Genomic DNA, 17,061 nt, shown 5'->3' with positions numbered 1-17,061 from the left:
TGTCCCACCACCTCGTCGGCCTGGTCGGTGCCCACCCCGAGGCGCCGCAGTTCGTAACGGTAGGGCCGCTTGGCGCCCGGGATCCGTGCCACCAGCGTCACCTTCACCTCGAGGAGGTTCTCGAAGCCGTACGGCGTGCGGGCCTCCCGGAGCTCGACCACCACCCCGTTGGGCCCCTGGATGGTCTCGATGAGCTTCTCGTTCATGCGCCTTCCGGGATGATCTCGGTCCAGCCGTAGGGGTCTTCGGCTTCCCCCCACTGGATCGCCGTGAGGCGTTTGTAGAGCTCGGTCGTCACCGGGCCGGCCTGGCCCCGGGTGCCGTACACGAACTCCCGGTCCCGGTAGGTCACCGACTCCACCGGGGTGATCACGGCCGCCGTGCCGAGGCAGCCCGCCTCGTCGAAGGTCCCCAGCTCGTCCACCGACACGGGCCGCTGCTCCACGGCGAGGCCCATGTCCCGGGCGATCTGCTGGACGCTCATGTTGGTGATGCTGGGCAGGATCGACGGGCTCGCAGGGGTGATGTAGGTGTTGCCCCGGATGGCGTAGAAGTTGGAGGAGCCCGATTCGTCGATGTACTTCTTCTCCCGGGCGTCCAGGTAGAGCACCTCGGAGTAGCCCTTCTCCTTGGCCCCCATGGTGGCCCGCATGCCGGCCGCGTAGTTACCGCCGCACTTGATGTCGCCCACGCCCCCCGGCGCCGCCCGGTCGATCTCCTCCTCCACGATAAGCCGCACCGGTTCGAATCCGGCCTTGTAATACGGGCCCACCGGGGTCACGAACACCAGGAACAGGTACTCCCGGCTCGGCTTCACCCCCACCTCGGCGCTCGCCCCCAGAAGGAGCGGCCGCACATAGAGGCTGGCCCCGCTCCCGTAGGGTGGCACAAACCGGCGGTTCGCCCGCACCACCCGGTGGACCGCCTCCCGAAACAGCTCCACCGGCACGGGCTCCATGAGGAGCTTCCGGGCCGAGCGCTGGAAGCGTTTCGCGTTCTCGTCGAGCCGGAAGGTCTGGATCCGCCCGTCCGGCCGCTCGAACACCTTGAGCCCCTCGAAGATCTCCTGGCCGTAGTGGAGGCATGTGGCGGCCATGTGGAGGGTCACGGTCTCGTCGGCCGTGAGTTCCCCTTCCGTCCAGGCGCCGTCGCGAAACCAGTACCGGATGTTGGCGTCCGTTTTGTGGTAGGCAAAGGGAAGGTGGGCGAAATCCAGATTCGCTCGTTCCATGATCGCCTCGCTGGGTTTGATGGTGTAAAAAAAGTGTTTGATGTCAGATCTTAGCCGGGCGTGTTCCCGGGCACAACCCGTCCCTCAGCCCCCATCGCCGGCCGGAAGGCGCTCCAGGAGGGGGAGGGTGCGGCGGATCTCGTCGAAGATGAGCGCGGAACTCATGGTGGCCATGGCCACCGCGTCCACCTCGGGGTCGAAAGACAGGTCCTTTAGGGTCCTGCCCCGGAGCCGGCCCTCGAAGAACCGGTTGTCCTCGGGGGACCAGGGCTCGTTTCCGTATTTCGTCACATGGATCGGCTCGAACCCGAGGATCTTCCCGCTCCGGTCGAAGGCGAACAGGAAGTGCACGGCCTCGCACACCTCGCATACGGGCGGGCGGCTCGCGAGCTTGGCGAACACCGGGAGGCGTCGCCCCCCGGAGACGGCCTGGTAGAGCCAGACACCGTTCCCCAGGTCGAGTTCCACCGCGTCGACCTCGGTCTCGCCGGTGGCCCGCCGGAAGAGTTGCCGGGCCCGCTCGCGCACGCCGAGGGCGTCTACGGGGAGGACCAGGGTGGGGTCGCTCAGGGGAATGCCCGGGTCGTTTTGCGCGAGGGCCGTCTCCGGGTTCGCCAGCAGCGCAAGCCCGTGGGCTAGGAGTTCCCGGCTCTGCTGGACCCCAAAGGAGTACCGGGCCAGGAGCCATCGGCCATCTCTGCGCACGAGGAACACGGTGAACGGGGTGCGGCCGGCCCCGCCCACCCGGCGCCACTGGTCGAACTGGGGATCCGCCGTGATGGGGTAGGTGAGGCGGCGCTTTTTCCGATACTTCCCGAGATACTTCGGCTGGTTCCCCGCGGCGACCGCCAGGAGCCGCACCCGGTCCCGAAGGCCCCGCCGTCCGAGCTCCTGGTAGAACGCCTCGACCTCCCGCACCTGCCGCTGGCACGGCACGCAGGATTTGTTGAAGAACTCGAGGACGAGCACCTCCCCGGGGATGTCCGAGAGGCGCACCGGGCCGTCCCGCCGGGGAAGCCCGAGATGGGGGTAATCTTCCGGGGCGAGAAGCCCGTAAAACTCGAGGTCCGGAAAGGGATCCCCCGGCTTGAGGCGCACCTGGCCCGGGGCGTCGGCCGCAGGGGCCGGAGCCGTGAGGGCGTAGGCGACGAGGAGAATGAGCGCCAGCCGCTTCATCGTGATCGTCCCTGACGATACCCTGCGGTGGGGTGGGCCCGCGGAGAAACCGCCGGTACACTACCTTCCGGGCGGTTGGTGAGTCAAACTGCGTTCGGGGGGAAAGCCGATTTGGGTGGCCGAAGGGGCGGCGCGCCAGCGACGAGGAGTGACCCATGGACCCGAACACGTTGGAAACCGAGCTGCGGGCCCTCCGGGAGAAGGTCGAAGCGTTGGAACTCCGGGTGGCGAGGCTGGAGGGGGCCGCTCCGCAACGGCCCGCCGAGCCCCGGGAGCCGGCCCCTGTGCCGGATGCCGTGGGGGAAGGCGAAGGGCGGTTGGGGGGTACGCTCCAGAGGGCGGCCCTGGTGTGCTTCGTGCTCGCGGTGGCGCTAGTGCTCCGGACGGCCACCGAGGCGGGGTGGGTCGCCGGCCGGGCGGGGGCCTGGATCGGGGTCGCGTACGCGGTGTGCGTGGCCGCGGCGGCGGGGTGGGCCGGCGCCAAGGGCAAGAAGGGAGCCGGCACGTTCCTCGCCGCCGGGGCGGTTACCGGGTCGGCCGCCGTGTTTGAGTCGGTGACCCGGCTCGGGGTGATGACATCGAATGAGGCGTTTGTCGCCTCGTCGTTCTTGGCCCTCGCGGTGGGCGCAGCGGGGCGCCTCGGCCAACTAGCGGCCGGGGTGGGGGTGGGCCTTGTGGCCGTGCTGGGGGCGGTGTGGCTCCTTCCCCGGCCGCCGGACGGCCGGATGCTTCTCGTGGCGGCGTCGGCTGCGACGTGGGCGGCGGCCCACCTGGCCGAGCCCGTCGGGGGGCGGTGGCTACGGGCGCCGGGGCTTCTCGGGGTGGCCGCCGCCGGGGCCTTGGCCGGCGAGGCGGACGGGCGGGGAGCCTTCTGGGCGGCGGCCGGGCTCGGTCTGATCCCCCTCGCAGCCGCCCTGGCGGACCGGGCGAGGGGCAAGACGAGGGCCTGGGTGGCGCTGGAACTGGCCACGGGCGTCGGGGCGGCTTATGTTTTGGCCCGATTGGCGGGGGCGGGCGCCCCGGGGGCGGCCTGGGTCGGGGGGGCGGGGGTGATCTTCCTGCTCGGCGCGGCGGTGGACCCGGTCTTCGCCCGCTCGGTGGCCCCGGCCGGGGGGCTGGCGGCCGGCCTGGGGGCAGGGGCGCTCCTGCCCGGGTGGTGGGGCCCGGCCCTGGGAATGGCCGGCGCGTTGGTGGCCTTGGATCGCTCCGATCGGTGCCGGGAGGCTTCGCTGCGGGTCGCGGCCTACCTCCTGGCCGTGGTGCCGGTGATGCTCGTCCTCCTGGGAGGCACGGCCCGGGGCCCGGGGCAGGCGCTCGGGGCCGCGGTGGCCGCCGGGTTGGGATGGGCGGTCCACCGGCGGTGCCGCCGAACCCCCCCGCCCTCGGGGTCGATCTATTTCGACCGGATCGACCGGTCGGACGATACGGCTTCGATCGTGCTCCTTTCGGCCCTGGGCGCGGCGTTTTTCTCGGCCCGCATCCTCGCGCGGTGGATCTGGCCGGGGGCTGGGGCCGGGGCCCTCGCGGCCGCCGACACGGTGCTCCTTTCGGTGGCTGCGGCGCTCCTGTGGATCGGGGGAACGAGGCGCCGGGACAAGGAACTTCGGGCCGTAGGGGGGCTCGTGTACCTGGCGGCCGGAGCCAAGGTGTTCGTGTACGACCTTTTCTGGGTGGGCGGGTTCTCCCTGGTCGTTTCCGTGCTCGTCTACGGTGTTTCAGCGGCCGCCGGGGGCTTCCTCGCGGGCCGATCCCGGGGGCCGGACGCGAAGGGTGGGCGGGACGCGTAGCCCAAGTAACCCCGGTCGCCGATCGCCGGTGCCTTGGCCCCGACCGCGACCCCGTGTGGCCGAAAGCGAAGCGTTCTTGTTCTTGCGAACAGGCCCCCTCACGGCCCAGAGGAGCGTCTCGTGGCTTCAGCTTGGCGCCTTGGCCGTCCGGCGGCCGAGGCCCTTTGGGGGGGTGCGGAAATCTCGCGCGCAGTCTGGGAGAGCGGGGTTTCAGCTTTCCGGCCTTAGAGCCTTCTAGCCTTCAAGCCGACGACGGAGGTGTACCATGCGCTGCGATCGTTGTCAGAAGGACGTTCCCGCCGAGACCCTCGTGGAGCAGGGGAGCCAGAAGGTGTGCGAGGACTGCCTCATGGATCTCCTGAGCCCGGCCAAGGCCTGCGACCCGTGGGCCGTGCGGCACGCGAAGAGTTCCCTGGGGAGCGACCCCGTGGCCGCGCTCCAGGGGGTGGAGCGCAGGCTCTACGACCTGGTCAAGAAGAGGGGGCGGGTGCCCCGGGACGAGGTGCCGAAGCTCCTGGGGGTTTCCCCGGCGGAGGCCCAGCGGGCGCTCGCGACCCTTCGGCACATGGAGCTCGTGCGGGCCGACAAGGGCTCGGGCGGCCGGGTGGACCTGGTCCTTTTCCAGGAGCCCCACCGGGCGGCCGGGGCCGGTTGATCGGCCGGCGGCCCTCCGGTAGACTCCGGCCATCCCCGCGCCAGGAGAGAACCCCATGGCCGTACTGGAAATCCTGACCTTCCCCCACCCGGTGCTCCGGCAGCGGGCCCAGGAGGTGGAGCGGATCGACGAGACGATCCACCGCCTCGTGGAGGACATGACCGAGACCATGTACCGCGCCCCGGGCATCGGCCTGGCGGCGAACCAGGTGGGGGTGCCCCAGCGGGTCATCGTGGTGGACCTTTCGGCCGGGGAGCGGCCGGACGAACGGATCGTGGTGGTGAACCCCGAGATCGTGTGCCGGGAGGGCAAGGTCCGGATGGAGGAAGGGTGCCTGTCGGTCCCCGACCTCCGGGACGAGGTGACCCGGTGCAGCCGGGTCGTGGTGCGAGGCCTCGACCTCGAAGGGAAACCCGTCGAGATCGAGGCCGAGGACCTCCTGGCCGTGGCGTTCCAGCACGAGATCGATCATCTCGACGGGATCCTCTTCATCGACCACCTGAGCCAGCTCAAGCGAAGCCGCTACGTGGCGCGCCGGAAGAAGGAACTCCAGGCGGCCAAGGCCGGAGGGTAGAGGGTGGCCGACCCCGGACCGGTCGTGTTCCTCGGCACCTCGGCCTTCGCGCTCCCGGCCCTGGAGGCGCTTCTGGCGGCCGGGGAGCGGGTGGCCCTGGTGGTGACCCAGCCCGACAGGCCCCGCGGCCGGGGACGCAAGCTCGAACCCCCTCCGGTGAAGGCGCTGGCCCTGGAACGGGGCCTTCCCGTGTTCCAGCCCGAGAGGGTGAACGCCCCCGAGGCCCTGGAGCGGATCGGATCCCTGGAGCCGGAGTTCCTGGTCGTGGTGGCCTACGGCCAGATCCTGGGCCGGGGCGTCCTGGATCTGCCGCGGCGCGGGGCGGTGAACCTGCACCCGAGCCTTTTGCCGCGCCACCGGGGGCCTTCCCCGGTGGCGTGGACCATCCTCGAGGGGGACGATCGGGCCGGGGTGACCACCATGCTCATGGACGAGCGCATGGACGCGGGGCCCATCTTGCTGCAGCGCTCGTTTCCCCTGCTGCCCCAGACCACCTGCGGGGAGCTGGAGGACCTTCTCGCGCGGGCCGGTGCCGATCTGGTGGTGAAAACCCTGGACGGGCTCCGGGGAGGCCGCATCCGGCCCGAGCCCCAGGATGAGGCCCAGGCGACCTACAGCCGGCTGATCGACCGGGAGTTGCGCACCATCCGGTGGGACGAGCCGGCCCGGCGGGTGCGGGCCCGGATCCACGCCCTGTCCCCCCGGCCCGGGGCCCTGACCTTTCGCGGGGCGGGGGCCGTCAAGGTGCTGCGGGCCGGGGAACGAGACGGCGAAGGGCCGCCGGGCACGGTGGTCCGCGTCGACCGGGATGGCCCGGTGGTGGCCTGCGACCGGGGGGCGGTGGTGCTCCTCGAGGTGCAGCCCGAGGGCCGCCGGCCCATGGGCGGAGCCGACTGGGCGAGGGGAGGCGGCCCCGCACCGGGCGAGGTGTTGGGAGGCGGGGCCGGGTGACCCGGGGCGAGGACAAGCGGCTCTTCCTCGGGCTCCTCTTGGGTCTGGGACTCGTGCTCGGGGTCCTGGGGGCCGGCGTGTGGCTCGGCCCGCGCTGGTTCTCGGGGGCGGAGACCCTGTTCCTCACGGCCTTCGGGGCGGTGTTCGGGGCCGCGGCCCTGGTGGCCCTCGCGGGCATCGGGGTCGTGTGCTACGCCATCGTGTTCGAGCGGGACCTGCCCGGCACGAAACGGCTCCGGGGGCTCATCGTCAAGGGGGCGTTTCCGATCCTGATCGTGCTGGGCCGGCTCGTGGGGGTGTCGAAGGAGCGGCTCGAGAGGTCGTTCATCGCGGTCAACAACCAACTGGTGCTCCGCTCGGGCCAGAGGGCCCGGCCGGGGCGGCTCCTCATCCTGCTGCCCCACTGCCTGCAAATCGATTCCTGCGGGGTGCGGATCACAGGCGACATCCACAACTGCCGCGGATGCGGCAAGTGCCCGATCGCCGGGTTGGTGGCCATCGGGGACCGTTACGGCGTGAGCCTGAGCGTGGCCACGGGCGGAACCGTGGCGCGGAGGACCATCGTGGAAACCCGGCCCGACCTGATTGTGGCCGTGGCGTGCGAGCGGGACCTGGCGAGCGGCATCCAGGACGCCTACCCGTTGCCGGTGTACGGCATCCTGAACCGCCGGCCGGAGGGGCCGTGCCGCAACACCCTGGTGGATCTCGGAGAGGTGGAACGGGCGGTGGAGTTCCTGCTCTCCGGCCGTGCCGCCGGCCGGCAGGCCGCCGGCACGGCGTGAAACCCCTCGGTGACCTCCGCCTCCGAGGCGGGGGCCGACCGGAACGAAAAGACGCAGACCGATGACCGGTGAGCGAACCGGCCCGGACGATTCCGATCCCGGAGGACGTACGCGTATGACAAGGCCTGCCCGGCAGACCGAAGCGCCGCCCCGCGCCCCCATGGACATGGCCGCGGTGGTGCGGATGATGCGAGACGACCTGGACGCGGTGGAGCGGCAGTTCGAGCGCAATCTCGACTCCCGGGTCCCGCTCATCCAGACCGTGGGGCGGTACGTGCTCACGAGCGGGGGCAAGCGGATCCGGCCCCTTCTCCTGCTTCTCTCGGCCCGGTTGTGCGGCTACCGGGGAGAGCGGGCGGTGCCCCTCGCGTCCATCGTGGAGTTCATCCACACGGCCACGCTCCTGCACGACGACGTGGTGGACGACGCGGATCTCCGACGGGGCCAGAAATCGGCCAACACGGTGTGGGGCAACGAGGCCACGGTGTTGGTGGGGGATTTCCTGTTCAGCAAGTCGTTCGCCCTCATGGTGGCCGACGGCGATCTGCGGATCCTGCGGGCCATGGCCGACGCCACCACGGCGCTCGCCGAGGGGGAGATCCTGGAACTCCTTCGCACCTGCGACCTCGATGTCACGGTGGACGACTACCTGGAGGTGATCGTCAACAAGACGGCGGTCTTGATCGCGGCCGCCTGCGAGGTGGGGGCGCTCTTGGGCGACGCCGCGGAGGACCGGGTCACCGCCCTCCGGGAGTACGGCATGGACGTCGGGGTCGCGTTCCAACTGGTGGACGACTGCCTGGACTTCGTCGGCGACCGGGAGCGGTTCGGAAAACCCGTGGGCGCCGACCTGGAGGAGGGGAAGATCACCCTGCCGGTGATCCACGCCCTGGCCCGGGCGTCGGCCGAAGAGCGGGAGCGGGTGGCCCGGTTGGTGGAGCGGGAGTCCTTCTCGGACGCCGATCGGGCCTGGGTGCGGGAGTTCGTGGAGCGCCACGGCGGCATCGAGGCCGCCATGGCCATGGCCGGCGAGCGGATCGCCGCGGCCAAGGCCCGCCTGGGGGCGTTCCCTTCGTGCCCGGAGCGGGACGCCCTCGAGGTGGTGGCCGACTACGTGGTGGCCCGGGACCGGTAGGCTCCCCGGCGGAAAACCGCTTGCCCCGGGACGGGGTTTCCGGTATAAGGCGCAGTTCGCGCGGGCGGCGGGGGCCGCCCGCAGGTCCTTCTCCTTGCCCCCTCGGGGGCTTGACAGCCGAAAGGAGAGAGCATGGCTGACATCTGGAATCGGTACGAGTGCATGGTGCTCTTCGACCCCGACCTGGGGGAGGAGGCCCGCACGGAACTGATCCGCCGGGTCAAGGAATACGTGACCAACGAGTCCGGCCGGATCCTCAAGACCAACCACTGGGGCCTCCGGGACCTGGCCTTCGAGATGAAGGGCCGGTCCAAGGCCTACTACCTCCTCCTCGAGTTCGCCGGCCCCGCCCGGGCCGCCACCGAGCTGGACCGGCGGCTGAACCTCCTCGACACCGTCCTCAAGTTCCAGACCATCAAGCTCGACGAGCGGGTGGACCCGGCCGAACTGCCGGCGGAGGAAGTGGAGGAGATGGCGGGCGCTTCCGAGTCCGCCGCGACCTCCCAGCCCACCGGGGTGGAGGAGGAGGACGAGGACGAAGAGGCCGAGGAAGAAGACGAGGACGAGAATTAGAGGAGGCGACCCATGGCCCATCCCTATAAGCGTCGCGGCCGCCGGAAGGTGTGCCGGTTCTGTGTGGATCCCAGCATCCCGCTCGACTACAAGCACCCCGAGGTGCTCCGGCAGTTCCTCTCGGAGCGGGCCAAGATCGTGCCCCGCCGGATCTCGGGGAACTGCTCCTACCACCAGCGGGTGCTAACCCGGGAGATCAAGCGGGCCCGGAACGTGGCCCTGCTGCCGTTCACGGAGATGCCCTGAGGCCGGGGTGAACCGGTCATTGGCGGGCCCGAGCCGCTGGGCCCCCCTGGCGGGGGCCGCCCTCGGTTCGGCCGGCCTGTTCTGGCTTTCGCTCTGGGCCCCCGGGCTCGGGTTCGGCCTGGCCCTCCTGAGCCCCCTGCCCCTGGCCTGGGTGGCCCGGACCAGGGGGCCCGGCCCGGGCCTCGCCGCCATGGGCGTTGCGGCCGCGGCCTCCGCGGCCGTGGCCGGTCCGGCGGCCACGGCGCTCTACGTGGCCCAGTTCGCGGGCCCCGGCGTGGCCCTGGGGTTTTTCGAGGCGGCCCGGCGGCCGGCCCACCAGGTGGTGGGGGCCTACGTGTTCCTGGCCGCCACCGGCACGGCCGTGGCCGTGTCGGGGCTCGCCTGGGCGGCGGGCACCGGCCCCTTGGCCTGGCTCGACGCCACCATCGCCCAGACCCGGGAGGCCCTGGCCCGGATGCTCGAGGGTGCGGCCGCGGATCCCACGGCCGCCGCGGCCCTGGCCGAGGGGCTCGACCGCACGGCCGAGCTCCTGCGGCGGCTCTTCCCCGGGCTCTTCGGCATGGTCACGGCGCTCACCGGCTGGGTGAACGCCGTGTCCCTTCGCCGGGTCGTCCGGGACCCGGCGGCGGAGCCCTGGATCGAGTGGAAGGCCCCGGCCGGGTGGATCTGGGGCCTTCTCGCCGCGGGGTTTTCGGCCCTTTTGGCGGGGGGAGCCCTCGGCACCCTGGGCTGGAACGTGTTCCTGGTGCTCGCCACCGCCTACTTCCTCCAGGGGATCGCGGTGGTCCAGCACCTTTTCGTGACCCGCGGGTTCCCCGCGTTCGTGCGGGCGATCGCGTACGTGTTGGTGTTCGTACAGTTCCCGGTGATGGTGCTCGTGGCCGGCATCGGGGCGTTCGATCTGTGGTTCGATTTCCGGGCCCGCTGGGCCCGCACGCCCCAGGCCTGACCGGGGCCCCAACGGCTCAAAGCAAGTCGCGGCTTCGGACACGCGGAGGGGCTCGACCGGGGGCCGAAGACCGGCGACCGTAGACCGAAGTCCTGCGAAGGAGGCGACCGATGAAGGTGATCCTGAAGGAGACGGTTCCCAACCTGGGCACCGTGGGCGATGTGGTGACGGTGAAGGACGGGTACGCCCGCAACTACCTGATCCCCAAGGGGCTCGCGGCGCTCGCCGACCCGCGCAACGTGAAGGCCATCGAGCACCAGAAGCGGGCCCTCGAGAAGAAGCGGCTGCGGGAGATCGCCAAGGCCGAGGAGCTGGCCCAGGCGCTCAAGGGCCAGCGGCTCGTGTTCACCCGCAAGGCCTCGGACCAGCAGCACCTCTTTGGCTCGGTCACGAGCATCGACATCGAGCGGGCCCTTCAGGACAAGGGGTTCGCGATCAGCCGGAAGCAGATCGTGCTGGACCAGCCCCTGAAGTCCGTGGGCGAGTTCACGGTGCCCGTGAAGCTCCACGGCGGGGTGCGCACCGAGGTCGTGGCGGTGGTGGAGGCCGAGGCGGCCGAGGCCTAGCCTCCCCGCGCGCGCCGCGGCACCATCGGGCCGCCGGCGCCCGGCTGGCACCCGACCGGCCCGGCCCCCACCTGGCGTGGAGGGCTCGGGCCGGTTTCGTTTTGTCGTCCTCGTCGTTCCCGGAGAGCGAGGTCCATGTCCGGTTCCCAGGTGGCGGTCGCCCCCTCCAAGGTTCCCCCCCACAGCCTCGAGGCCGAGGTGGGGGTGCTGGGCGCCGTGCTGCTGAACAACGACGTCCTGCCCCAGGTGGCCGAGCTGGTGGACCGGGACGATTTCTACCGCACCGGCCACCGGCTCATCTTCGAGGCCATGCTCGACCTCTCGGAGCGGGGGGAGCCCATCGACCTCGTGACCCTGACCGAGGAGTTGCGCAAGAAAGGCGTGTTGGAAAAGGCCGGGGGCGCGGCCTACGTGGGAAGCCTCACCGACCAGGTCCCCTCGGCCCGCAACGCCGAGCACTACGCCCGCATCGTGCGCGAGCGGTCGGTGTTGCGCAAGCTCATCTGGGTGGCCACCGAGATCGCGAGCGGGGGGTACGACCCCGACGCCGACGTCGAGGACTACCTGGACCGGGCCGAGCAGGAGATCTTCAAGATCACCCAGCGCAAGATCTCGCCCTCGTTCGTCCGGCTTCGGGACGTGCTCAAGGGCGCGATGGCCAAGGTGGAGGAGCTCTACGAGCGAAAGGAGCTCGTCACCGGCGTGCCCACCGGGTTCCACGACCTCGACCAACTCACCGCGGGGCTCCAGCCCTCCGACCTCATCATCGTGGCCGGCCGGCCGGGCATGGGCAAGACCTCGTTCGTGCTGAACATCGCCCACCACGCCTCGGTCCACGAGAACCTGCCGGTGGGGTTCTTCAGCCTGGAGATGAGCCGGGAGCAGCTGGCGCTTCGGCTCCTGTGCGCCGAGGCCCGGATCGACTCCCACCGGCTCCGGCGCGGCATGCTCAAGGACTCCGACTTCCCGAAGCTCGCCCGGGCCGCGGGGGTGCTGGCCGAGGCCCCGTTTTTCATCGACGACACCCCCGGCATCTCCACCCTGGAACTGCGGGCCAAGGCCCGGCGGCTCAAGGCGGAGGCGGGGCTCGAGCTCGTCATCGTGGACTACCTCCAGCTCATGCGGGCCCGGGGAAGCTACGACGTGCGCGAGCAGGAGATCAGCGAGATCTCCCGGTCGCTGAAGGCGCTCGCCAAGGAGCTCCACGTGCCGGTGATCGCGCTCTCCCAGCTCAACCGGGGCGTGGAGAGCCGCAGCGACAAGCGGCCGCTCCTCTCCGACCTGCGCGAATCGGGCGCCATCGAGCAGGACGCCGACGTGATCCTGTTCATCTACCGGGACGACGTGTACAACAAGGAGTCGGCCGACAAGGGGATCGCCGAGATCATCGTGGGCAAGCAGCGCCAGGGCCCCACCGGCACGGTGAAGCTCGCGTTCCTAAACGAGTACACGGCCTTCGAGAACCTGGCGAAGGGGTACGAGGAGGGGTGAGCGGCGCGCCCTTTCCCTGGTTCCGTTCCCGCCCGGCGTGGTAGAGTACGCGCGGTTCGCCTGAGACCACCGTTTCCCACTATACGCGGAGGAAGACGCCCATGTTCGGAATGCCCGGGGGCTCGGAGTGGCTCATCATCCTGCTCATCGTTCTCGTGATCTTCGGCGGCAAGAAGATCCCCGAGTTGATGGGGGGGCTCGGCAAGGGGATCAAGAGCTTCAAGAAGGCCATGAACGAGCCCGACCCCATCGACGTGACCCCGGAGAAGAAGGAGGAGATCCCCCAGAACACCGGGGCCGCCGAGAAGGAGGACGAGGAGAAAAAGGCCTAGTGAGGCGTTCCCGAGATCTCGTGGTTTTCCCAAGGGGTGGGGCTGGGGGCCCCTCCTTCGCTGATCGGCCTCGCAGGGGCCGCCTCGGCGCGGTCCGCTGCGGCGCGTGAGGGCACGCGCCGCGGTCGCTCCCCTGGCGCCGGGCGGCCCGAACTGCTCGGCCGTCGCGCTTCGTCGGAACCCCCAGCCCCACCGGCGCGATTTGCATACCGCTTTGGGCGGCGGAACACTGGCCGGCGCCTAGGCGCGGCGGCGCCACCCGAGAATCCGAAGGGCTCCGTCCCGCACCGCGGGGTGGAGCCCTTCGTCGTTCGCCACCTCGGCGAGGAACGGGTCGGGCTGGGGGACGAGGAGCACCAGGGCGAGCCGGGGCGGGGCGCAGGGGTTTCGGATCACGGCCCGCTGGACGGCCGGCCGCGCGATCCACCGGGGGGCCCGGGCGAGGTGCCAGAACACGGCCTCGGGGCAGGGCCGGCGGCTGGCGAGGCCCAGCACCTCGGCCTCCCGGAGCCGGGGGTTCCGGAGGAGTTCCCGGACCACCCGGGGATCGGGGTCCGTGAGGAGCCGTTCCAGAAGGGGGGTGCGGGGGCCCCGGGCCGCGGTTTTCCGGTGGCCCAACGTGTGGGCCTCCACGGCCGGGTCGGGGGGCGGGCCGAGTTCCTCGCCCCGCCGCGGGCGGCCCGGGTGTTCGAGCACCAGCAGCGCGGCGTCCAGGTCCCGGTCCCGGGCCGCGGCCAGGAGGTCGGCCATGCGCCCCGGCCCGACGCGGCGGGCCATGCCCTCGAGGTCGGCAAGCGCCCGGAGCGCAAGGCCGGCCCCGACGTCCCGGAGGGCCGCCTGCCGGACCAGGGCGTCGAGGACCGCCGCGGCCTCGGTGGCGGGGCCGGCGCCCAGGGCCTCGGCCCACAGGGCCCGCCGGGGCCCATCCCCCTCCACCGCGACGAACCGGGCAATCCACGCCCCGACGTTCACGCCGCCCCCGCCTCGGCCTCCAGGGCCTCCAGGTCCTCGGCCGCCCGCTCCCACTCCCGGGTCAGGGTCTCCACCCGCTGGGCGAGCGCGGCCCGCTCCCGGGCGAGCTCCGCCGCCCGGTCGGAGGCGGCGTAGGTCTCGGGCCGGGCGAGGTCGGCCTCCACCGCGGCCAGCCGCGCCTCGAGCCCGGCGATCTCGTCCTCGAGCTCCCCGACCCTCCGCCGCAGGGGCGCCGTGCGCTCCCGGATCCGGCGGCGGCGCTCGGCCTCCTCCCGGCGCAGGTCCTTCTTGCTCTTGCGGCCGGTGGGTTCCGGCTTCCCCCCCGTCGGCGCCCCGGCCGCCTCGGTCTCCGCGCGCACCCGCAGGAAGTCGTCGTAGTTGCCGGGGTGGGAGTCGACCGCTCCGGCCTCCACGTAAAGGACCCGGGTGGCCACCCGGTTGATGAGGTCCCGGTCGTGGGTGATGAGGCACAGGGTGCCCTGGAACGAGGCCAGGGCCTCCTTGAGCACCTCGCAGGCCTGGATGTCGAGGTGGTTCGTGGGCTCGTCGAGGAGCAGGAAGTTCCCGGGGGCCGCGAGCATCCGGGCGAGCACGAGCCGGCTCTTCTCGCCGCCCGAGAGCACCTCGACCCGTTTCTCCACCGCGTCGTCCGAGAACAGGAACGCCCCCAGGAGGGTGCGGGCCTCGAGTTCCCCCGACACCGTGGGGAGCCGGAGGATCTCCTCGAGCACCGTGCGGCCGGGGGCGAGTTGCTCCAGGTGGTGCTGGGCGAAGTAGCCCACGGCCACGTTGTGGCCGAACCGGATCCGGCCGGCCGTGGGGGCGAGTTCGCCGGCGAGGAGTTTGAGCAGGGTCGACTTCCCGGCCCCGTTGGGCCCGATGAGGGCGACCTTTTCGCCCCGGTCGATCCGCAAGCTAAGGCCCCGGTACACGGGCCGGCCGCCGTACCCCGCCTCCACGCCCTCGAGCTCCACCACGGTGCGGCCGCTGCGCAGGGGCTGGGGGAACCGGAACCGGAAGCCGGCGGCCGCCGGCGGGGGCGGGGGCGGCGGCTCCTCCTTCTCGAGTTGCTTGAGGCGCGACTGCACCTGCCGGGCCTTGGTGGCCTTGGCCCGGAACCGCTCGACGAACCGCTCGGCCTGGGTCCGGCGCTTGAGGTAGTTCTCGTAGGCGGCCCGGGCCGCCTCCTCCCGCTGGGCCCGCTCCCGGGCGTACTGGTCGTAGTTGCCCCGGCACACCACCGCCTGCCCCCCCTCCAGGGCGATCACCCCCCCGACCACCCGGTTCAGGAAGGCCACGTCGTGGCTCACCAGGAGAAAGGCGCTCGGGCTCTCGGCCAGGTGGCCCTCGAGCCACTCCAGGCTCACGATGTCCAGGTGGTTGGTGGGCTCGTCCAGGAGCACGAGGTCGGGTTCCCGCAGAAGGATCCGGGCCATGGCGGCCCGCATCCGCCAGCCCCCCGAGAACGAGGCGAGCGGCCGGTCGAACTCGTCCTCGGAAAATCCCAGGCCCTGGAGGATCTTCTCGGCCCGGGCCCGGAGCCGATACCCGTCGAGGTGGTCGAACCGGGTCTGGAGCCAGCCGTAGCGCTCCAGGAGGGCCGGGTCGTCCGCGCCGGCTGCCAGCTCCGCCTCGCAGGCCCGAAGCTCCCGCTCCAGGGCCCGAAGATCCTCGGCCACGTCCTCCACGTACTCCCGGAGCCCGAGGTCCGGGGCGGCCGGGATCTCCTGGGGCAGGTAGCCCACCTCGAGGCCCCGGCGCCGGAGGACCCGGCCCCCGTCCGGGGATTCGAGGCCCGCGAGGAGCCGCAGGATCGTGGTTTTTCCTGCGCCGTTGGGCCCCACCAGGGCCCAGCGCTCCCCCTCGGCGATCCGGAACGTGGCCCCCGCGAGCACGTCGCGGCCGCCGTAGGTCTTCCGTAGCCCCCGGGCCTCGACGAGCACCGTCCTATCCCCCCGCCGCCCCGGCCCACACCTCGTCCACGGCCCGGCCGAGGAGTTCCAGGCCCACCGGGTCGGAGAGCCGGTGGTCGCCCCCCTTGATCAGGGTGACCTGGACGTCCGGGGTGGTGAGGGCCTCGGCGAGCCGCACCGACAGGGTCCAGGGCACCTGGTCGTCGGCCAGGCCGTGGAGGAGCCGCGCCGGGCCCTCCAGGGGCACAGGCCCGGGGAGCACCCTCCTGGTTCGGCCGTCCTCCACGAGCCGGCGGGTGATCACCGTGGGCTCGGGGCTGTAGGGGTTGGGCGCGAGAACCCGGCCCTCGGTCTCGAGGCGCCGCCGGGCCTCGGGCCCGAGGCCCGGCTCCACGAGTTCGGTCGTGAAGTCGGGGGCCGCGGCCACGGTGACGAGCCCCCGCACCCGGCCGGGCCGCTCCCGGGCCACCAGGGCCGCCACCCACGCCCCCATGCTGGAGCCCACGAGGACCACCGGCCCCTCGGCCACCCGGTCCACCACGGCGAGGGCGTCGCCGGCCCAGGTGCCCACGGTCTCGTCCTCGAACCGGCCGGTCGAGGCCCCGTGGCCCGCGTAATCGAACCGCACGAAGGCCATGCCCCGCCCCCGGCAGTGGGCCTCCAGCGCGGTGGCCTTGGTGCCGTCCATGGTGGAGGTGAACCCCCCGCAGAACACCACCCAGGGCCCCCGGCCCGGGGTGGCCCGGTAGGCCAGGCGGGGCCGCCCGGCCCGGTCGAGGAACCGGAGCTCAGAGCTCATAGAGGGTCTCGTCCACCTCGGGGGGTCGGAGCTTCTTCTTGAGGGCCTTCCAGCGGGGTCCCGCCGGCCCGCCGCCCCCGGTGAAGGGATCCTCCTCCTCCAGGATGTCCCCCATCTCCTCCTCGATCTTGTCGGGGTCCTCCCCGGCCTCCATCCGGCGGATCGCCTCCTCCATGCCGGGGCCCAGGTTCATCCCGGTGGCGTCGTAGAGCTTGCGCATGAGCCGGGCCACCTGCCGGGGGTCGTCCTCGTCGATGGAGTCGGCCTCGGCGGCCAGGCTCTCCATGGCCTGCTCGAGGCGGGTCTCGTCGATGTCGGGCAGGTCGTCCTCCCCCTCGCCGCCCGAGTCCTTGCGGCCCTTGGAGATCGCGAAGAGAGACACCTGCCGCTCCAGGTCCTCGCGGCCGCACCGGGGGCAGTCGGGCCGCCGGGCCGGGTCGGGCCGCCGGGCGAGGAAGTTGAAGATCACATGGCAGTCGGGGCAGTAGAACTCGTACACCGGCATGGTTCGTACCTCCTGGTTCCATCCCTCGGTCCGCCGTGGCCGGTCGCGGGGAGTCGGGTGGGGGCGCGGGTCCGGGAACCGGCGGCGCCCCTTCGGAGGCCCCCCGCGCTCGCCCGCGGAAGAGGGGGAATAATGGGGCGGGAGCCCCGAAAGGTCAACCGCGGGGCTCCGGGCCGGCCAGGGCCGCCACCGCGTAGGCGGCCGCGGAGAGGCCGAGGGCCCAGGCGTACCCGGCCTCCGGGGCCACGAGGCCCGCGAGGGCCGCGCCCGCCACCGAGGCGAACCCGTTCACCCCCCAGGCCCAGGGCACGAGCCGGGGGGCCCGGACCCCCACCCGGGCCAGGCCGGCGGGGAACGGGCGGCCGAGGACGAAGCCCGTGGCGGCCACGAGCGCCGTGGCGACCCCCAGGCGCGCCGGGGCCGC

Annotated in this window: 19 protein-coding genes and 1 pseudogene; 12 read left to right on the top strand and 8 right to left on the bottom strand. The window is 72.2% G+C overall.

Features of this window, described 5'->3' with window-relative positions; genetic code table 11:
• The 3 genes from ACY0I8_RS10700 to ACY0I8_RS10690 all read right to left on the bottom strand — a co-directional run.
• Nucleotides 1-206: hypothetical protein (locus ACY0I8_RS10700; protein ID WP_461394735.1), on the bottom strand; the 206-nt coding region annotated here is incomplete at its 3' end.
• Entirely contained in the window at nt 203-1,252 is a 1,050-nt protein-coding gene (locus ACY0I8_RS10695) for a branched-chain amino acid aminotransferase (protein WP_461394737.1), read from the bottom strand. The genes ACY0I8_RS10695 and ACY0I8_RS10700, both read right to left, overlap by 4 nt.
• 63 nt (nt 1,253-1,315) lie before the next feature.
• Nucleotides 1,316-2,407 (bottom strand): peroxiredoxin family protein, encoded by a 1,092-nt coding sequence (locus tag ACY0I8_RS10690; protein WP_461394734.1) that lies wholly within the window; start codon nt 2,405-2,407, stop codon nt 1,316-1,318.
• 155 nt (nt 2,408-2,562) lie between these two features.
• Here ACY0I8_RS10690 and ACY0I8_RS10685 point away from each other — a divergent pair, with 155 nt between their 5' ends.
• The 12 genes from ACY0I8_RS10685 to tatA all read left to right on the top strand — a co-directional run bounded on the left by ACY0I8_RS10685 (nt 2,563) and on the right by tatA (nt 12,448).
• Nucleotides 2,563-4,194, top strand: coding sequence for a hypothetical protein (locus ACY0I8_RS10685; protein WP_461394733.1), 1,632 nt, complete (start codon nt 2,563-2,565; stop codon nt 4,192-4,194).
• Between the two features lie 265 nt (nt 4,195-4,459).
• Nucleotides 4,460-4,849, top strand: coding sequence for a hypothetical protein (locus tag ACY0I8_RS10680; RefSeq protein WP_461394732.1), 390 nt, complete (start codon nt 4,460-4,462; stop codon nt 4,847-4,849).
• Nucleotides 4,850-4,904: 55 nt separating this feature from the next.
• Nucleotides 4,905-5,423 carry a peptide deformylase gene (gene def, locus ACY0I8_RS10675; protein WP_459940649.1) on the top strand — a complete coding sequence of 173 codons (519 nt, stop codon included), beginning with the start codon at nt 4,905-4,907 and terminating at the stop codon, nt 5,421-5,423.
• Nucleotides 5,424-5,426: 3 nt separating this feature from the next.
• Nucleotides 5,427-6,374, top strand: coding sequence for a methionyl-tRNA formyltransferase (fmt, locus tag ACY0I8_RS10670; protein ID WP_461394731.1), 948 nt, complete (start codon nt 5,427-5,429; stop codon nt 6,372-6,374).
• The gene (locus ACY0I8_RS10665; RefSeq protein ID WP_461394730.1) at nt 6,371-7,156 is read left to right on the top strand and encodes a DUF116 domain-containing protein; all 786 of its coding nucleotides are present in this window, start codon (nt 6,371-6,373) and stop codon (nt 7,154-7,156) included. Before fmt ends, ACY0I8_RS10665 begins: the two co-directional genes overlap by 4 nt.
• Nucleotides 7,157-7,322: 166 nt before the next feature.
• Nucleotides 7,323-8,291, top strand: a complete 969-nt coding sequence (locus ACY0I8_RS10660; RefSeq protein WP_461394736.1) for a polyprenyl synthetase family protein — start codon at nt 7,323-7,325, stop codon at nt 8,289-8,291.
• A 132-nt stretch (nt 8,292-8,423) separates the two neighbouring features.
• Nucleotides 8,424-8,864 (top strand): 30S ribosomal protein S6, encoded by a 441-nt coding sequence (rpsF, locus tag ACY0I8_RS10655; protein WP_461394729.1) that lies wholly within the window; start codon nt 8,424-8,426, stop codon nt 8,862-8,864.
• A 12-nt stretch (nt 8,865-8,876) separates the two neighbouring features.
• A complete protein-coding gene (rpsR, locus tag ACY0I8_RS10650; protein WP_461394728.1) occupies nt 8,877-9,110 on the top strand; it encodes a 30S ribosomal protein S18 in 234 nt (77 codons plus the stop codon).
• Nucleotides 9,111-9,117: 7 nt separating this feature from the next.
• Nucleotides 9,118-10,059 (top strand): DUF2232 domain-containing protein, encoded by a 942-nt coding sequence (locus ACY0I8_RS10645; RefSeq protein WP_461394727.1) that lies wholly within the window; start codon nt 9,118-9,120, stop codon nt 10,057-10,059.
• Nucleotides 10,060-10,169: 110 nt separating this feature from the next.
• Nucleotides 10,170-10,625: a bL9 family ribosomal protein gene (gene rplI / locus ACY0I8_RS10640; protein ID WP_459940643.1), complete on the top strand. Its 456-nt coding sequence runs from the start codon at nt 10,170-10,172 to the stop codon at nt 10,623-10,625.
• A gap of 135 nt (nt 10,626-10,760) precedes the next feature.
• Entirely contained in the window at nt 10,761-12,116 is a 1,356-nt protein-coding gene (gene dnaB / locus ACY0I8_RS10635; protein WP_461394726.1) for a replicative DNA helicase, read from the top strand.
• Nucleotides 12,117-12,217: 101 nt separating this feature from the next.
• Nucleotides 12,218-12,448, top strand: coding sequence for a Sec-independent protein translocase family protein (gene tatA, locus ACY0I8_RS10630; protein WP_459940684.1), 231 nt, complete (start codon nt 12,218-12,220; stop codon nt 12,446-12,448).
• Between the two features lie 240 nt (nt 12,449-12,688).
• Here tatA and ACY0I8_RS10625 read toward each other — a convergent pair whose 3' ends face one another.
• The 5 genes and pseudogenes from ACY0I8_RS10625 to ACY0I8_RS10605 all read right to left on the bottom strand — a co-directional run.
• Complete coding sequence (locus ACY0I8_RS10625; RefSeq protein WP_461394725.1) at nt 12,689-13,420, bottom strand: hypothetical protein; 732 nt, start codon at nt 13,418-13,420, stop codon at nt 12,689-12,691.
• Nucleotides 13,417-15,363: an ABC-F family ATP-binding cassette domain-containing protein gene (locus ACY0I8_RS10620; RefSeq protein WP_461394724.1), complete on the bottom strand. Its 1,947-nt coding sequence runs from the start codon at nt 15,361-15,363 to the stop codon at nt 13,417-13,419. Before ACY0I8_RS10620 ends, ACY0I8_RS10625 begins: the two co-directional genes overlap by 4 nt.
• Nucleotides 15,364-15,367: 4 nt before the next feature.
• A complete protein-coding gene (locus ACY0I8_RS10615; RefSeq protein WP_461394723.1) occupies nt 15,368-16,132 on the bottom strand; it encodes an alpha/beta fold hydrolase in 765 nt (254 codons plus the stop codon).
• Nucleotides 16,122-16,637 carry an FmdB family zinc ribbon protein gene (locus tag ACY0I8_RS10610; protein ID WP_461394722.1) on the bottom strand — a complete coding sequence of 172 codons (516 nt, stop codon included), beginning with the start codon at nt 16,635-16,637 and terminating at the stop codon, nt 16,122-16,124. Before ACY0I8_RS10610 ends, ACY0I8_RS10615 begins: the two co-directional genes overlap by 11 nt.
• 154 nt (nt 16,638-16,791) lie before the next feature.
• Nucleotides 16,792-17,061, bottom strand: a pseudogene (locus tag ACY0I8_RS10605) (SAM-dependent methyltransferase); the annotation flags it as partial.

Source organism: Deferrisoma sp. (assembly GCF_054681715.1).
Note: the sequence above shows the minus strand (reverse complement) of the source record. Positions and strands in the feature narration are given on the sequence as shown.

Bases quoted from the DNA above. Each gene is read 5' to 3' on its own strand.
- ACY0I8_RS10690 (WP_461394734.1), bottom strand. From the start codon at position 2,407: ATGAAGCGGCTGGCGCTCATTCTCCTCGTCGCCTACGCCCTCACGGCT.
- ACY0I8_RS10685 (WP_461394733.1), top strand. From the start codon at position 2,563: ATGGACCCGAACACGTTGGAAACCGAGCTGCGGGCCCTCCGGGAGAAG.
- ACY0I8_RS10680 (WP_461394732.1), top strand. From the start codon at position 4,460: ATGCGCTGCGATCGTTGTCAGAAGGACGTTCCCGCCGAGACCCTCGTG.
- def (WP_459940649.1), top strand. From the start codon at position 4,905: ATGGCCGTACTGGAAATCCTGACCTTCCCCCACCCGGTGCTCCGGCAG.
- ACY0I8_RS10660 (WP_461394736.1), top strand. From the start codon at position 7,323: ATGGCCGCGGTGGTGCGGATGATGCGAGACGACCTGGACGCGGTGGAG.
- rpsF (WP_461394729.1), top strand. From the start codon at position 8,424: ATGGCTGACATCTGGAATCGGTACGAGTGCATGGTGCTCTTCGACCCC.
- rpsR (WP_461394728.1), top strand. From the start codon at position 8,877: ATGGCCCATCCCTATAAGCGTCGCGGCCGCCGGAAGGTGTGCCGGTTC.
- rplI (WP_459940643.1), top strand. From the start codon at position 10,170: ATGAAGGTGATCCTGAAGGAGACGGTTCCCAACCTGGGCACCGTGGGC.
- dnaB (WP_461394726.1), top strand. From the start codon at position 10,761: ATGTCCGGTTCCCAGGTGGCGGTCGCCCCCTCCAAGGTTCCCCCCCAC.
- tatA (WP_459940684.1), top strand. From the start codon at position 12,218: ATGTTCGGAATGCCCGGGGGCTCGGAGTGGCTCATCATCCTGCTCATC.
- ACY0I8_RS10615 (WP_461394723.1), bottom strand. From the start codon at position 16,132: ATGAGCTCTGAGCTCCGGTTCCTCGACCGGGCCGGGCGGCCCCGCCTG.
- ACY0I8_RS10610 (WP_461394722.1), bottom strand. From the start codon at position 16,637: ATGCCGGTGTACGAGTTCTACTGCCCCGACTGCCATGTGATCTTCAAC.